The sequence below is a fragment of the Mycobacterium sp. GA-2829 genome (assembly GCF_001499965.1).
Classification (GTDB): Bacteria; Actinomycetota; Actinomycetes; order Mycobacteriales; family Mycobacteriaceae; genus Mycobacterium.
In genome coordinates this window covers 137,054-151,717 of sequence record NZ_LQIT01000089.1, presented here as the reverse complement: position 1 = coordinate 151,717, position 14,664 = coordinate 137,054, and the positions used below count along the sequence as shown (strand labels likewise).

Sequence of the window (14,664 nt, the reverse complement as noted above, 5' to 3'; positions counted from 1 at the left end):
CCCTACTCCCCGGTGACGGACTGGGTGGGGGAGTGCAACAGCTCCAACGATTTCCCGCCGCCGAGGTACATGTGCACCCCGCAGGGCAGGCACGGGTCGAAACTGCGCACGGTGCGCATGATGTCGATGCCCTTGAAGTGCTCCCGGTCGTTCTCCTCGAAGATCGGCTGACCCTGGACGGCGTCCTCGTACGGGCCCGGGGTGCCGTAGCTGTCACGGGGATTGGCGTTCCACGGTGTCGGCGGATACGGGTGGTAGTTGGCGATCTTGCCGTCGCGGATCACCATGTGGTGGCTGAGCACCCCGCGCACCGCCTCGGTGAACCCGCAGCCGATGCCCTCGTCGGGCACCTCGAAGGGCTCCCACGTCTTCGTGCGGCCCGCACGGATCTCGGTGAGCGCCTTCTCCGCGAAGTGCAGCGCGCACGCCGCCGCGTAGGCCTGGAAGTAGGTTCTGGCGCGATTTCGTTCGAGGGTGTTGCTGCCGTGTCGCGGGATCTTCCACTCGAATTCGACCGGACCCTTCAACGCGGTCTTGGGCAGGTTGATCTGGACGCTGTGCCCGGTCGACTTCACGTAGCCGATGTCGACGAGTTCGGCCAGCGCCGTGGACCACAGCCGTGCCAGCGGCCCGCCGCCGGTGTCGAGCGCCAGGTGGTCCTGACCGTCGAACCACCGCGGTGACATCACCCAGCTGTAGTTCTCGTCGAAGTCGCGTTTCTGCGGTTTGGGGTTGGTGTGCTGGTTCCAGGGGTGGCGCCGGTCGACCGGATTACCCAGCGGATCGGTGTTGACGAACATCTCCTGGTCGGTCCAGTCGTCGTAGTAACTGTGCCCCAACAGGATCCGGATACCGAGGTTGATGTCCACCAGTGAGGTGGTGACGAGCTTGCCGTCCACCACCACGCCCGGGGTCACGAACATCTTGCGCCCCCAGTCCTCCATGTCGCGGTAGGAGAAGTTGCAGTGTTCGGGATCCTGGAAGGAGCCCCAGCAGCCGAGCAGCGTGCGCCGCAACCCGACCTGGTCGTAGCCGGGTAGCGCCTCGTAGAAGAAGTCGAACAGGTCGTCGTGCATCGGCACGACCTTCTTCATGAACTCGACGTAGCGCATCAACCGGGTCATGTAGTCGGTCATCAACTGCACGGTGGCGCTCACCCCGATACCGCCGGGGTACAGCGTCGACGGGTGGACGTGGCGGCCCTCCATGAGGCAGAACATCTCTCGCGTCCAGCGGCTGACCTGAAGCGCCTCGCGGTAGAACTCGCCGGTGAACGGGTTGAGCGCGCGCATGATGTCGGCGATCGTGCGGTGTCCGTGCATGTCGGCGTGCGGCGCCTGGGTGTTCTCGGCCTTCGCCAGTACCGACGGATTGGTCTCGGCGACCATCTTCTCGCAGTAGTCCACCCCGACCAGATTCTCCTGGAAGATGTTGTGGTCGAACATGTATTCCGCGGCTTCACCGAGGTTGACCAGCCATTCCGCCAGGTGCGGTGGTCGCACCCCGTAGGCCATGTTCTGCGTGTAGCAGGAGCAGGTGGCGTGGTTGTCACCGCAGATACCGCAGATGCGGCTGGTGATGAAGTGGGCGTCGCGGGGGTCCTTGCCCTTCATGAAGATCGAGTAGCCACGGAAGATCGACGAGGTGCTGTGGCATTCGACGACCTCGCGGTTGTCGAAGTCGACCTTGGTGTAGATGCCGAGGCTGCCGACGATGCGGGTGATGGGATCCCACGCCATCTCCACCAACTGACCGGGTTCTGAGGAGACGTGCGACGGCTTGGGGATGATGGTGGTCATCGGATACTTCTCTCGTACGGTGCTGCGCCCGTGCGTGTTTCACGCATGCGGGCGGGCGGGGGCGGTGCACCTACCAGGTGCGTGCGGCGCCCGTCTCGAGTTTGGTGCCGGTGTGGCGCCACTTGGGTTCTTTGTCGACCGTGCGCCCGGTGACGTGTCGCAGACTGCGGATGACCGAGCCGTAGAGGGTGGATGCGGTGGTGGACACCTTGCCGCCCGGTGGTTCGTCCATGAACGGCATGAACTTGTCCGGGAAACCGGGCATGGTGCAGCCGATGCAGATGCCGCCGACGTTCGGGCAGCCGCCGATGCCGTTGATCCACCCGCGCTTGGGCACGTTGCACTTCACCACCGGACCCCAACAGCCCAGTTTCACGATGCATTTCGGTGACCCGTACTCGGTCGCGAAATCGCCCTGCTCGTAGTATCCGGCGCGGTCGCACCCCTCGTGCACCGACTGGCCGAACAGCCACTGCGGGCGCAGCGCGTCGTCCAGCGGGATCATCGGCGCCTGATCGGTCGCCATGTAGAGCAGATACGTCAGCGTCTCCGCCATGTTGTCCGGATGGATGGGACACCCGGGCACGCACACGATGGGGATGCCGGCCTTGCTCTTCCAGTCCCAGCCGAGATAGTCGGGGACGCCCATGGCTCCGGTGGGGTTGCCCGCCATCGCGTGGATGCCGCCGTAGGTGGCGCAGGTGCCGGCCGCGACGATCGCGGTGGCCTTGGGCGCCAGTCGATCGAGCCATTCACTGGTGGTCATCGGCTGTCCGGTGGCCGGGTCGTTGCCGAAGCCGCACCAGTACCCCTCGTCCTTGATCGCCTCGTTCGGGATCGAACCCTCCACGACCAGCACGAAGGGTTCCAGTTGGCCCCTGTCGGCCTTGAAGAACCATTCGAGGAAGTCGTCGGCGCCCCCGTTCGGTCCGCATTCGAAGTCGATCAGGGGCCAGTGGACGGCGATCTTCGGCAGGCCGGGGAGCGCGCCGAGCGCGATCTCCTCGATGCTCGGTTGGGTGGCGGCAGTCAGCGCCACAGAATCGCCGTCACAACTCAATCCGGCGTTGATCCACAACACGTGGATCAGTGCCTCTTCCGCTTTGACTGCTGCCTCAGTGGGCATTGCCACAGCTTTCCGGGGTCGGGGCTGACGACCCCTGCACCACCGGAGTCGACCCTCGGCCCACTTGCGTGGCGCTAAATTCTGGGTCTACTCCGGTGGCAACGCCTTGTCAACGGATCGCGCAGAGGAAGCGGCGAACCGGTCGATCCACGCGTACCACGTGTCCATCCCGTCACCGCGGGTCGCCGACACAGCCACGATCTCGGCCGCGGGATTGACCGCGCGGGTATGGGCGGCGAAGTCCTCGACGTCGAAGTCGACGTAGGGCAGCAGGTCGATCTTGTTGAGCACCACAAGCGTTGCGGCAGCAAACATGTGGGGATACTTGCGCGGTTTGTCGGCGCCCTCGGTGACGGAGATGACCACGACTTTGCTGCGCTCGCCGAGGTCGAACAGCGCGGGACAGACCAGGTTCCCGACGTTCTCGATGAACAGCAGCGAGCCGGGGTCGGGGCCGAGGGTGTCGAGCGCGCGCCGCACCATGTCCGCATCGAGATGGCAGCCGGCGCCGGTGTTGACCTGGACCGCGCGGGCGCCTGCGGCCCGGATGCGTTCGGCGTCATAGCGCGTCTCCTGGTCGCCTTCGATGACGCTGACCGCGCGGTGCGGGCTCAGGTCGCGGATCGTGCGTTCGAGCAGGGTGGTCTTACCCGCGCCGGGGGAGCTGGTCAGGTTGAGCGCGAGGACGCCGAGGTCGGCCAGGCGCTGCCGGTTGCGCTCGGCGATGACGTCGTTCTTGTGCAGGACCTTCTGTTCGAGGGTGACGGTCTCGAGGTGGACGTGCCCGTGGACGTGCTCGTGGTCGTGCTCGTGGGGGTGGGGGTGCTCGTGTGGGGCGCCGGCCAGGGTGATGGCGGCGCCGTCGGCGCCGCAGCCGCAGGTGGCACACATGGTCAGCTCACTTCCATCGACAGGATGCGCATGCTGCGGCCGTCGAGTAGTTCGACATCGGCACTTCCGCAGGGGCACAACAGGATCGGATCGGGTAGTTCGAAGTCGACGGCACAGGTCCGGCAGCGCGCGTGTGCGGGCAGCACGTCGAGTTCGAGGCGGGCGCCGTCGGCGACGGTGCCCTCGGTGACCAGGTCGAAGCAGAACCGCATGGCGTCGGGCACGATGGCGCACAGCGCGCCGACCTCCACCCGCACACTGTGGACACGCCGCCCGGCGGCGTGGTCGCAGACCGCGTCGACAACACTCTGGGTGATCGCCATCTCGTGCATCGGTGCCGTCCCGGTGGGGGATGTCCTCACGATAGGCCTCCGGCGGTCGTCACGGGCCACTCGTTTGCGAAGATCGTCGGCGTGTTGACTTGAGTCGAACAGATGTTCGTCTATGGTGGGTGGTGTTCGACGGCTCAGGTGCTGGTCAAGCCGACTTGTCGGGACTTGTCGGTGGGTGCCTCTACCGTCATGGCCAACTGATCGGCACCGATCAACCGAACACCACGAGGACGGAGACAGACATGGCACCGCAGGCCCCCGATCGCGAGAAGGCCCTCGAGCTGGCGCTCGCGCAGATCGAGAAGAGTCACGGCAAAGGTTCGGTGATGCGGCTCGGCGACGAGGTCCGCGCGCCGATCTCGGTCATCCCGACCGGCTCCATCGCACTGGACGTGGCGCTGGGCATCGGCGGCCTGCCGCGCGGCCGCGTCATCGAGATCTACGGTCCGGAATCCTCCGGTAAGACCACCGTGGCGCTGCACGCGGTGGCCAACGCGCAGGCCGCGGGCGGTATCGCGGCGTTCATCGACGCCGAGCACGCGCTCGATCCCGACTACGCCAAGAAACTCGGGGTGGACACCGATTCGCTGCTGGTCTCCCAGCCCGACACCGGTGAGCAGGCCCTCGAGATCGCCGACATGCTGATCCGTTCCGGTGCGCTGGACATCCTGGTCATCGACTCCGTCGCCGCCCTGGTGCCGCGTGCCGAGATCGAGGGCGAGATGGGCGACAGCCACGTCGGTCTGCAGGCCCGCCTGATGAGCCAGGCGCTGCGCAAGATCACCGGCGCGCTGAACAACTCGGGCACCACCGCGATCTTCATCAACCAGCTGCGCGAGAAGATCGGTGTGATGTTCGGTTCGCCCGAGACCACCACCGGTGGTAAGGCGCTGAAGTTCTACGCCTCGGTTCGCATGGACGTGCGCCGTATCGAGACGCTCAAGGACGGCACCGATGCGGTGGGCAACCGCACCCGGGTCAAGATCGTCAAGAACAAGGTGTCGCCGCCGTTCAAGCAGGCCGAGTTCGACATCCTCTACGGCAAGGGCATCAGCAAGGAAGGCTCGCTGATCGACATGGGCGTGGAGCACGGCTTCATCCGCAAGTCCGGGTCCTGGTTCACCTACGAGGGGGAGCAGTTGGGCCAGGGTAAGGAGAACGCCCGGAAGTTTCTGCTGGAGAACGCCGATGTGGCCAACGAGATCGAGAAGAAGATCAAAGAGAAGCTCAACATCGGCGCCGTGGTGACCGACGATGCGCTCCCCGCACCCGTCGACTTCTGAGTCCGACGAGCAGCCCGATCGCGAGGAGCAGGCGCACGCGTACTGTCTGCGTCTGCTCACCGCGCGGGCGCGCACCCGGGCGGAGCTGGCCGGCAAGCTGGGCGAGCGCGGCTACACCGAACCGGTCGCGCAGCGGGTGCTCGACCGGTTGGCGAAGGTGGGGCTCGTCGACGACGAGGACTTCGCCGAGCAGTGGGTGCGGTCACGCCACCGGTACGCCGGAAAAGGCAAGCGCGCGTTGGCCGCCGAGCTGCGCCGCAAGGGTGTCGACGACGAGGTGATCGCCTCGTCGCTGGCCGATATCGACGCCGGGGCCGAGCGGAACCGGGCCGAACAGCTGGTCCGGGACCGGCTGCGCCGCGAGAAGCTCGACGACGAGCCGGATACCGATCTGAAGGTCAAGCGACGGCTGGCCGGGATGTTGGCCCGCCGCGGCTACAACCAGTCGATGGCGCTCGACGTGGTCACGGTCGAGTTGGCGAACGAGCGGGAGCGCCGCCGCGTGTAGCCACCAGGCCGCGGCTGAGGAGTCGGCGCAGGAGCACCACGGCGGCAGTCACGGCGATCGCCGACCATCCCAGGTCGGCGCTCAGGCGGAGCAGTCCGGCCGCGAGCAACAGGTCGAGCAGGACGTGCACGGCCGGTGCCGGCCGCCGGAACACGAACAGCGTTGCGGTGCCCAGCAGGACTCCTGCCGCCGCGATCACCCACGACAGGTCAGCGGCGACGCTCGTCACGGTGCGGCGCCGGGGGCCGCGCGGCGGGCCTCGGCCTCCTCGACGGCGCGCTGCTCGTCGGCGATTTCGCGGGCCAGGAAGTAGTTCAGCGCGGTCCGGATGGCCGCGATCGCCGCGAGTTTCCCGATCTCCTCGAACGACGGTGAGATCGCGGTGCGCAGCACATCGCTGGCGAGCTGGAACTCCAGGCCGAGTGCGAGGAACCGGCCCAATGTCAGCCGCACCGACGTGAATTCGCCGATGTCGCGACGCACCAGCGACAGGGCGAACTTCACGATCGCGACCAATGCGCCGATCACGATGACGATGGCGCCGCACGCCTCCACCAGCCGCACCATGACGTCGACGACGGTGCGCAGCGTCGACTCCGGCAGCAGGTCCAGTGCGGACAGGGTCTCGATCACCCGGTCAGTGTCTCGTGGCACCGGTCCGGTAGGGGCCGATTACACGGCTTTCGCGCCGGGTGCGCCCTCCTGCTCGACGGCCTCGGTGCCCAGCGGTGCGGGACCGCGCCGCGACCGGCGCATCCGGCGTTCGAGCCGGGTGGCCAACGCCGACAACGCGAAGTTCACGCTGATCATCAGCAGCGCGATCACGATGAGCGCGGGGATGTAGTTGCCGTAGGACGATCCGACGACGGTGCCCTGACGCACCATCTCCACGAAGGTGATCTGGTAGCCGATCGCGGTGTCTTTGAGCACGACCACGAGCTGCGACACCAGCACCGGCAGCATCGAGGTGATCGCCTGCGGCAGCAGGATCGAGCGCATGGTCTGCCCCCACCGCAGCCCGAGCGCCGACGCGGCCTCGGCCTGTCCGCGTGGCAGTGCGTTCACCCCGGCGCGCACGATCTCGGCGATCACCGCGCCGTTGTAGAGCGTGAGCCCGGTGATGACACCGGCCAGCGCCAGGTACTTGGAGGGGAACACGTCGTAGAGCGCGTACAGGAAGTACGCGAAGATCATCATGATCAGCACCGGAACCGCGCGGAAGAACTCCACGATCACCGCACACACCCAGCGGATCGGGGTGATCACCGACAGCCGGCCCACCCCGAGCAGGAACCCCAGGATCAGTGCGAGCACGATCGACACCGCGGCCGCGGTCAGCGTGCCCTCCACGCCGGGCAGTACGTACGTCGTCCACAGATTCGACGTCAGGAACGGCTCCCACTTGGCGGCGGTGAGCTGACCCTTGGCCTGCAGGCGTGAGTACACCACCCACCCGATGAGCGCGACCACCACGATCGACGCGGCGCTGACAACGGCGTTACGCCGCCGGGCGCGCGGACCCGGCGCGTCGAAAAGAACGGTTCCGCTCATGCTTGTCCGTTCTTCGCGCAAGCGCTCATCACCTAGCCACCGCCATCCGTCGTCCCATCCACCCGAACAGCAGCCCCAGCGGCAGCGTCAGGATGATGAACCCGAGCGCGAAGATCGAGCCGACCACCAGCAGCGCCGCGGTGTTCTCGATCATCTCCTTCATCAGCAACGCCGCCTCCGCCACACCGATCGCCGAGGCGATCGTGGTGTTCTTGGTCAGCGCGATCAGCACCGAACCCAGGGGAATGATCACCGCGCGAAAGGCCTGCGGCAACAGAATCATTCGCAGGTTCTGGCCGAACGTCAGCCCGAGTGACCTGGCGGCCTCGGCCTGACCCAGCGGCACCGTGTTGACCCCCGAGCGCACCGTCTCACACACGAACGACGCGGTGTACACCGTCAACCCGAGCACCGCCAACCGGAAGTTGCTGTCCTCGATCGAGGTGCTCGACTGCGGATCGACCAGCGTGATCCCCAGCGTCTGGGACACCCCGAACGAACAGAACAAGATGATGAGCGTGAGCGGGGTGTTGCGGACGACGTTGACATAGGCGGTGCCGAGCCAGGTCAGCATCGGCACCGGTGACAACCGCATCGCGGCCAGCACCGTGCCCAGGATGAGTGCTCCGACCGCGGAGTAGACCGTGAGCTGGATGGTGGTCCAGAACGCCTCGAAGATCTGCGCGCGGTACTCGGTGAAGATGTCCACGGCCGGAGCCAGACCCCCGGCTTAGCTGTCGATCTTCGGCGGGGTGGGCGCGGTGATGCCCGCCGGGCCGAGGTTCTTGTCGAAGGCCTTCTTCCACTCGCCGCTGGACTCCATCTTCTCGATGGCGGCGTTGATCTTGGCGCGCAGTTCGCTGTCGTCCTTCTTCAGACCGACGCCGTAGCGCTCCTCGGAGAAGGTGTCGCCGACGATCTTGAACGCACCCGGAGTCTGGGCGGCGTACCCGGCGAGGATGACCTCGTCGGTGGTGACCGCGTCGATCGCGCCGTTCTTCAGCGCCTCGATGCACGCCGAGTAGGTGTCGTACTGCTGCAGCTGCACACCCGGGTACTCGTCCTTGATCTTCTGCGCGGGTGTCGACCCGGACACCGAGCACAGCCGCTTGTTGTTCTCCAGCGACGCGGCGCCGGTGATGTCGGTGTTGTCCGAACGCACCAGCAGGCTCTGGCCGGTCACCAGGTACGGCCCGGCGAAATCCACCTTCTCCTTGCGGGAGTCGGTGATCGAGTAGGTCGCGACGATGTAGTCGACCTGACCGTTCTGGATCAGCGTCTCGCGCTGTCCGGACGGCGATTCCTTCCACTCGATCTGCTCGGGGGTGTAGCCCAGTTCGCCGGCCACGTAGGTGGCGACGTCGACGTCGAAACCGCTCATCGACCCGTCGGGGTTGCGCAGACCGAGACCCGGCTGGTCGAACTTCGTGCCGATGACGATGGTGTTCTCGTCACCACCGCCGCCACCACCGCCGCACGCGGTTGCGGCGAACGGCACTGCGACGGCCAGCGCGATGGCTGCCGCGACGCGCCTACGAGACGGCATCGAGAAGGACGGCATGGGTGGGTTTTCCTTTCGCCGGGCGTTAGTGGTGGAGGATCTTGCCGAGGAAGTCTTTGGCGCGGTCGGACTGCGGGTTGTCGAAGAACTGGGCGGGTTCGGCGTCCTCGACGATCGCCCCGTCGGCCATGAAGACCACACGGTCCGACGCGCGGCGCGCGAAACCCATCTCGTGGGTGACGACGAGCATCGTCATCCCCTCACCGGCCAGTGACGCCATCACGGCCAGCACCTCGTTGATCATCTCGGGGTCCAGGGCGCTGGTCGGTTCGTCGAACAGCATCACCTTGGGGTTCATCGCCAGCGACCGGGCGATGGCGACGCGTTGCTGCTGGCCGCCCGACAGTTGGGCGGGGTACTTGTCGGCCTGGTTGGCCACCCCGACGCGCTCGAGCAGCTCCATCGCCGAGGTGCGGGCGGCGTCCTTGCCGAGCCCGCGCACCTTCATCGGCGCCAGTGTCACGTTCTCGAGGATCGTCTTGTGCGCGAACAGGTTGAACGACTGGAACACCATGCCCACATCGGAGCGCAGCTGCGCGAGTTTGCGTCCCTCCGCGGGCAGTTCGTGCCCGTCGACGGCGATGGTGCCCGAATCGATGGTCTCCAGGCGGTTGATGGTGCGGCACAGGGTGGATTTGCCCGACCCCGACGGACCGATCACCACGACGACCTGACCGCGCTCGACCCGGAGGTTGATGTCCTTGAGCACGTGAAGATCGCCGAAGTGCTTGTTGACCTCCTCCATCAAGATCATCGGTACTGCCCGACTGGCGTGCCCGGCCGTTTCCATGGGTGCAGACCTTACCCACGGAACGCCTGCTCTGCCCGGAAGTGGCCAATCCGACGCCCCGTACGATGGTGCCCGTGACTTCGACGGTGACGCAGCATGCGGCGGACGCGCTGCCGCCGGTGACGCGCACCTACCAGGTCCGCACCTACGGCTGCCAGATGAACGTGCACGACTCCGAGCGGCTCTCCGGTCTGCTCGAGGCCGCCGGTTACCGGCGCGCCGCCGACGCCGCCGACGCCGACGTCGTGGTGTTCAACACCTGCGCGGTTCGCGAGAACGCGGACAACAAGCTCTACGGCAACCTGTCGCACCTCGCGCCGCGCAAACAGTCCGAACCGCACATGCAGATCGCCGTCGGCGGTTGCCTCGCACAGAAGGACCGCGACGCCGTGCTGCGCCGCGCGCCCTGGGTGGACGTGGTGTTCGGCACCCACAACATCGGCGCGCTGCCGACGCTGCTCGAACGCGCCAGGCACAACCGCACCGCCCAGGTCGAGATCGCCGAGGCGCTGCAGGAGTTCCCGTCGACGCTGCCCGCCGCGCGCGAATCCGCCTACGCCGGGCGGGTGTCGATCTCGGTGGGCTGCAACAACACCTGCACGTTCTGCATCGTGCCGTCGCTGCGCGGCAAGGAGGTCGACCGCCGTCCCGGTGACGTGCTGGCCGAGATCCAGACCCTGGTCGACCAGGGCGTGCTCGAGGTGACGCTGCTGGGCCAGAACGTCAACGCCTACGGGGTGTCGTTCGCCGACCCAACACTGCCCCGCGACCGCGGCGCTTTCGCCGAACTGCTGCGCGCCTGCGGGAAGATCGACGGCCTCGAGCGGGTGCGGTTCACCTCACCGCATCCGGCCGAGTTCACCGACGACGTGATCGAGGCGATGGCCGAGACGCCGAACGTCTGCCCGGCGCTGCACATGCCGCTGCAATCGGGCTCCGACCGGATCCTGCGGGCCATGCGCCGCTCCTACCGCGCCGAGAAGTTCCTCGGCATCATCGACCGCGTGCGTGCGGCGATCCCGGACGCGGCGATCACCACCGACCTCATCGTCGGTTTCCCCGGCGAGACCGAAGAGGATTTCCAGGCCACCCTCGACGTGGTCGCGGCGTCGCGCTTCTCCAGTGCGTTCACGTTCCAGTACTCCAAGCGGCCCGGCACCCCCGCGGCCGACATGCCCGATCAGCTGCCGAAAAGCGTTGTGAGCGAACGTTATCAACGGCTCATCGACCTGCAGGAGAAGATCTCGCTCGACGAGAACCTGGCGCAGGTCGGCCGCACGGTCGAGTTGCTGGTCGCCACGGGGGAGGGGCGTAAGGACGCCGCCACCGCACGGATGAGCGGACGCGCCCGCGACGGGCGGCTCGTGCACTTCGCTCCCGGCGGCACCGATCTGCGGCCCGGCGACATCGTCACCACCACCGTGACCGGGGCCGCGCCGCACCATCTGATCGCCGACGGCGTCCTGCTCTCGCACCGGCGCACCCGCGCCGGCGACGCCCACGCCGCGGGCGTGCGTCCGCGGACCGGCGTCGGGCTGGGCATGCCGGGTGTCGGCGCACCGCCGCCCGCCCCGGTCACGAGCGGTTGCGCACTGTGACCGGATCCGACAACTCGAACGGATTCGACTCCTACCGCGACGACATCGACGACGTCGAGAAGCGGGTGGCCGGCGAGTTCGACCCGGGTACCCGGGCACTCGTCGTCGCGATCCTGGTGTTCGTGGTGCTGCTGTCGTTCGTGCTGCCGCACACCGGCGCCGCCCGCGGTTTCGACGTGCTGGCGGGCACCGACGTCGCCTCCGACGAAGGCGTGTCGCTGCCGTCGCGGGTGTTCACCGCCCTGGCCATCGTGTTCTCCGTCGGGTTCTCGATCATCGCGCTGCTGACCCGGCGCTGGGCGGTGGCCTGGGTGGCACTGGCCGGATCCGCCGTCGCCAGCGTGCTCGGGATGCTCGCGGTCTGGTCGCGTCAGACCGTCGCGGAGCCCTACCCCGGTCCGGGCATCGGGCTGGTCATCGGCTGGCTCGCGGTGATCGTGCTGACCTTCCACTGGGCGCGCGTGGTGTGGACGCGCACCGCCGTTCAGCTGGCCGCCGAGGAGGAGCGCCGCCGCCAGGCCAGGGAGAACCAGGGCAAGGGGCTGCTCGACTTCGGCGACGACCGCGGCGACGAGCCAGACGGCGACGACACGACCCGTTAGTCCCCGAGCACCCGCTCGACGACATCGGCGGCGGCGGTCGCGCCGCCCGCGGCCGCGATGTGGTCGCGCATGTCGCGCAACGCCACCCGGATGCGCTCGTCGGTGGCGACCTCCTGCACCGCCGCGCGCAACCGTTCGGCGCCGGCCTCTGCGGGCGTGAGCCGCATCCCCAGCCCGAGTTCGGCGATGCGGTCGGCGTTGGCCTGCTGTTCGGTCATCTGCGGAACCGCCACGATGGGCACGCCCAGCGCCAGCGCCTCCATGGTGCTGCCCATCCCGGCATGGCTGACGAAGGCCGCTGCAGACCGCAGTACGCGCAGTTGCGGCACCGTGGAGTGCACCTCCACGTTCGGCGGCACCGGACCCAGCGTCGCCCGGTCCACCCGGTCACCGACGGCCAGCACGACGTGCCACGGCGTGCCGGCGAATGCGGTCAGGCAGGCGCGGAAGAAGTCGGGCCGGTCGTGGTAGGCGGTGCCCAGCGAGACCAGCACGACCTCGCGTCCCGGTGGCGGGCGCCAATCGCCGTCGGACGGGCGGTCGGTCAGGCAGGGTCCGATGAACGTGTACGGCGGTCCGAACGTCTCCCCGGCGTACTGGAACTCGCGCGGCAGGAGGACCAGCTGCGCGGCGGCGCCCGAGGACTGCAGCAGGTCGAGCCCGGTGAGGCCGTGGCGCCGGGCCGACCGGTGCACCCGCCACAGCGCCCGCACCATCGCCGGGCGCAGCGGGTTGGCCTTGACGTAGCGGTTCAGCGACCAGTGCCGATTACCGACGAAGTTGGGCCAGCACGCGACCGCGGGCACGCCCCAGCGGGCGGCCACCAGCCGTCCCCACCACGCCATGGTCGCATCGTGGACGACGACGTCGGGCTCGTCGCCGCGAAAGCCCGAGAGCACCTGCGGCGCAACGTCTTCGGACTCCACGAGCGCGGCCTCGGCGGCGCGGTGGAAATCGCGTGCGGTGAACTGCGGCGGCGGACCCGGGCGGCCGGACAGGGTGGTGCGGTAGGGGACCAGACCCGCACCCACGTCCGCGATCCGCGCGGCGTGGGCCGCCGTCGCCGCGTACGTGACACGGTGCCCGCGGCGGACCAGTTCCTCGGCCACCCCGAGCGTCGGATTGACGTGCCCGGTACCGACCGGCACGCAGACCGCGACGTGGATCGCCCGCGCCTAGCGCCGCTTGCTCACCGCTTCGGCCGCCGCGTCGGCCCACTGTCGCCACTGGGCGGCGTTCGCGCGGGCCTGTTCGGCGTCCTTGGCGCGGCCCGCGGCCTCGGCCTTCTCCGCCTGACGCTCGTATTGCTCGGCGCGCACCCGGAACTGATCGGCGCGGGCCTGGGCCTCGGGGTCGGTCCAGTTCGACGTCGCGGCGTCACGGACCTTCTTCTCGACCGCCCGCAGCCGTCGTTCGAACTCGGCGGCCCGCTCTCGCGGCACCTTGCCGATCGCATCCCACTTGTCGCCGATCGCGCGGAACGCTGAGCGCGCCGCATCAGGGTTCGAGGTGTCGATCTGCTCGGCCTGCGCCAGCAGTGCCTCCTTGGCCACGGCGTTGGCCTTGAACTCCGCGTCGCGTTCGGCGGTCGCGGCGTTACGGGCGGAGAAGAACGTGTCCTGGGCGGCCTTGAACCGCTGCCACAGGGCGTCGTCGACGTCCTTGGCGGCCCGGCCCGCGGCCTTCCACTCGGCCAGCAGGTCCCGGAACGCGGCGCTGGTCGCGCCCCACTCCCGCGAACCCGACAACTCCTCGGCGCGTTCGCACAGCGCCTCCTTGGCCTGCCGGGCGCCCGCCCGGCCGCGGTCCAGTTCGGCGAAGTGCGATCCGCGCCGCCGGTTGAACGTCTCCCGCGCCGCCGAGTAGCGCTTCCACAGCGCATCGTCGGTCTTGCGGTCCAGCCCGGTGATCGTGCGCCACTCGTCGAGAATCTCGCGCAGCCGGTCGCCTGCGGCCTTCCACTGCGTGGCGTTGGCGGCGATGTCCTCGGCCTCGGCGGCCAGCGTCTCCTTGCGCGCCAGCTGCGCGGCGCGCAGTTCGTCGCGGCGGGCGCGTTCGGCCTGGGCTTCTTCGTCGGCGTGTTCGAGGATCGCGGTCAGCCGCGCCGCCAGCGAGTCGACGTCACCGAGCACGTGCGCCTCGGGCAGGCTCTCGGCCAGCGCGGCGGCGGCGGACTTGATCTTGCGGGCGTCCCCGGCGTGGGTGACCAGCCGCTGTTCGAGCAGCACGACCTCGGTCTGCAGATCGTCGAAACGGCGCCCGAAATGCGCGTACGCCGCCTCGGGCTCACCGGCCTGCCAGGAGCCGATGACGCGTTCGCCCGCGCCGGTGATCAACCACACCGTGCCGTCGGGGTCGACCCGGCCGAACCGGTGCGGATCGCTGGTCGGTGGCGCGGCCACCGCCGCGGCGGGTACGGGGCGGCCCGGCCGGGGGACCGGCCTCGGCGGTCCCGGTCGGGGCCCCGGCCCCGGCACCGGACGTGGTGTCACCTCGGGGGTCGCCTCGGACGTGGCACCCGGCTCGCTGGTCGTCATCTCTCGTACCTCGCACCCTCCGCGCGGTGGACCGCGCACTGCCGCGCAACGCGGCGCCTTTCACCTGTTGATATGAATCTCTGAGC

General features: G+C 68.4%; 16 protein-coding genes. 4 read left to right on the top strand and 12 right to left on the bottom strand.

Annotated features, from left to right (window positions below):
• Positions 1-2 precede the first annotated feature (2 nt).
• From AU194_RS30515 to AU194_RS30500, 4 genes are all read right to left on the bottom strand, one after another.
• Positions 3-1,799: a nickel-dependent hydrogenase large subunit gene (locus AU194_RS30515; RefSeq protein ID WP_059092984.1), complete on the bottom strand. Its 1,797-nt coding sequence runs from the start codon at positions 1,797-1,799 to the stop codon at positions 3-5.
• Between the two features lie 70 nt (positions 1,800-1,869).
• Positions 1,870-2,925 carry a hydrogenase expression protein HypE gene (locus AU194_RS30510; RefSeq protein WP_059092983.1) on the bottom strand — a complete coding sequence of 352 codons (1,056 nt, stop codon included), beginning with the start codon at positions 2,923-2,925 and terminating at the stop codon, positions 1,870-1,872.
• An 87-nt stretch (positions 2,926-3,012) separates the two neighbouring features.
• Positions 3,013-3,816: a hydrogenase nickel incorporation protein HypB gene (hypB, locus tag AU194_RS30505; protein ID WP_059092982.1), complete on the bottom strand. Its 804-nt coding sequence runs from the start codon at positions 3,814-3,816 to the stop codon at positions 3,013-3,015.
• A gap of 2 nt (positions 3,817-3,818) precedes the next feature.
• Complete coding sequence (locus AU194_RS30500) at positions 3,819-4,148, bottom strand: hydrogenase maturation nickel metallochaperone HypA (protein ID WP_059092981.1); 330 nt, start codon at positions 4,146-4,148, stop codon at positions 3,819-3,821.
• Between the two features lie 242 nt (positions 4,149-4,390).
• On the opposite strand from AU194_RS30500, the gene recA reads away from it, so the two are divergent.
• Positions 4,391-5,431: a recombinase RecA gene (recA, locus tag AU194_RS30495; protein WP_059092980.1), complete on the top strand. Its 1,041-nt coding sequence runs from the start codon at positions 4,391-4,393 to the stop codon at positions 5,429-5,431.
• Positions 5,403-5,939 (top strand): recombination regulator RecX, encoded by a 537-nt coding sequence (gene recX / locus AU194_RS30490; RefSeq protein ID WP_059092979.1) that lies wholly within the window; start codon positions 5,403-5,405, stop codon positions 5,937-5,939. Before recA ends, recX begins: the two co-directional genes overlap by 29 nt.
• Here recX and AU194_RS30485 read toward each other — a convergent pair.
• Genes AU194_RS30485 through AU194_RS30460 form a run of 6 tightly spaced genes read right to left on the bottom strand, consistent with a single transcriptional unit; the run spans position 5,896 to position 9,805 of the window.
• On the bottom strand, positions 5,896-6,168 hold the full coding sequence (locus tag AU194_RS30485; protein WP_059092978.1) for a hypothetical protein: 273 nt from the start codon (positions 6,166-6,168) through the stop codon (positions 5,896-5,898). The two genes, recX and AU194_RS30485, sit on opposite strands and share 44 nt — an antisense overlap.
• On the bottom strand, positions 6,165-6,572 hold the full coding sequence (locus tag AU194_RS30480) for a DUF1622 domain-containing protein (RefSeq protein ID WP_059092977.1): 408 nt from the start codon (positions 6,570-6,572) through the stop codon (positions 6,165-6,167). The genes AU194_RS30485 and AU194_RS30480 overlap by 4 nt, the downstream gene beginning before the upstream one ends.
• A 39-nt stretch (positions 6,573-6,611) precedes the next feature.
• A complete protein-coding gene (locus AU194_RS30475; protein ID WP_059092976.1) occupies positions 6,612-7,490 on the bottom strand; it encodes an amino acid ABC transporter permease in 879 nt (292 codons plus the stop codon).
• Positions 7,491-7,518: 28 nt separating this feature from the next.
• Positions 7,519-8,199 carry an amino acid ABC transporter permease gene (locus tag AU194_RS30470; RefSeq protein ID WP_059092975.1) on the bottom strand — a complete coding sequence of 227 codons (681 nt, stop codon included), beginning with the start codon at positions 8,197-8,199 and terminating at the stop codon, positions 7,519-7,521.
• A 21-nt stretch (positions 8,200-8,220) separates the two neighbouring features.
• Positions 8,221-9,051: a glutamate ABC transporter substrate-binding protein gene (locus tag AU194_RS30465; RefSeq protein WP_059092974.1), complete on the bottom strand. Its 831-nt coding sequence runs from the start codon at positions 9,049-9,051 to the stop codon at positions 8,221-8,223.
• 25 nt (positions 9,052-9,076) lie between these two features.
• Complete coding sequence (locus AU194_RS30460) at positions 9,077-9,805, bottom strand: amino acid ABC transporter ATP-binding protein (RefSeq protein WP_059092973.1); 729 nt, start codon at positions 9,803-9,805, stop codon at positions 9,077-9,079.
• A gap of 101 nt (positions 9,806-9,906) precedes the next feature.
• Between AU194_RS30460 and miaB the strand changes: the two genes are divergently transcribed.
• Both miaB and AU194_RS30450 read left to right on the top strand, forming a co-directional pair.
• A complete protein-coding gene (miaB, locus tag AU194_RS30455) occupies positions 9,907-11,439 on the top strand; it encodes a tRNA (N6-isopentenyl adenosine(37)-C2)-methylthiotransferase MiaB (protein ID WP_059092972.1) in 1,533 nt (510 codons plus the stop codon).
• Positions 11,436-12,041: a hypothetical protein gene (locus tag AU194_RS30450; protein ID WP_059092971.1), complete on the top strand. Its 606-nt coding sequence runs from the start codon at positions 11,436-11,438 to the stop codon at positions 12,039-12,041. Before miaB ends, AU194_RS30450 begins: the two co-directional genes overlap by 4 nt.
• Here AU194_RS30450 and AU194_RS30445 read toward each other — a convergent pair.
• Entirely contained in the window at positions 12,038-13,189 is a 1,152-nt protein-coding gene (locus AU194_RS30445; protein WP_197417783.1) for a macrolide family glycosyltransferase, read from the bottom strand. The two genes, AU194_RS30450 and AU194_RS30445, sit on opposite strands and share 4 nt — an antisense overlap.
• A 27-nt stretch (positions 13,190-13,216) precedes the next feature.
• A complete protein-coding gene (locus AU194_RS30440) occupies positions 13,217-14,578 on the bottom strand; it encodes a DUF349 domain-containing protein (RefSeq protein ID WP_059092969.1) in 1,362 nt (453 codons plus the stop codon).
• Positions 14,579-14,664 lie beyond the last annotated feature (86 nt).

Excerpts from the sequence above, each read along its gene's own strand:
- AU194_RS30515 (WP_059092984.1), bottom strand. The coding sequence starts at position 1,799 with ATGACCACCATCATCCCCAAGCCGTCGCACGTCTCCTCAGAACCCGGT.
- AU194_RS30510 (WP_059092983.1), bottom strand. The coding sequence starts at position 2,925 with ATGCCCACTGAGGCAGCAGTCAAAGCGGAAGAGGCACTGATCCACGTG.
- hypB (WP_059092982.1), bottom strand. The coding sequence starts at position 3,816 with ATGTGTGCCACCTGCGGCTGCGGCGCCGACGGCGCCGCCATCACCCTG.
- AU194_RS30500 (WP_059092981.1), bottom strand. The coding sequence starts at position 4,148 with ATGCACGAGATGGCGATCACCCAGAGTGTTGTCGACGCGGTCTGCGAC.
- recA (WP_059092980.1), top strand. The coding sequence starts at position 4,391 with ATGGCACCGCAGGCCCCCGATCGCGAGAAGGCCCTCGAGCTGGCGCTC.
- recX (WP_059092979.1), top strand. The coding sequence starts at position 5,403 with ATGCGCTCCCCGCACCCGTCGACTTCTGAGTCCGACGAGCAGCCCGAT.
- AU194_RS30475 (WP_059092976.1), bottom strand. The coding sequence starts at position 7,490 with ATGAGCGGAACCGTTCTTTTCGACGCGCCGGGTCCGCGCGCCCGGCGG.
- AU194_RS30465 (WP_059092974.1), bottom strand. The coding sequence starts at position 9,051 with ATGCCGTCCTTCTCGATGCCGTCTCGTAGGCGCGTCGCGGCAGCCATC.
- AU194_RS30460 (WP_059092973.1), bottom strand. The coding sequence starts at position 9,805 with ATGATCTTGATGGAGGAGGTCAACAAGCACTTCGGCGATCTTCACGTG.
- miaB (WP_059092972.1), top strand. The coding sequence starts at position 9,907 with ATGGTGCCCGTGACTTCGACGGTGACGCAGCATGCGGCGGACGCGCTG.
- AU194_RS30440 (WP_059092969.1), bottom strand. The coding sequence starts at position 14,578 with ATGACGACCAGCGAGCCGGGTGCCACGTCCGAGGCGACCCCCGAGGTG.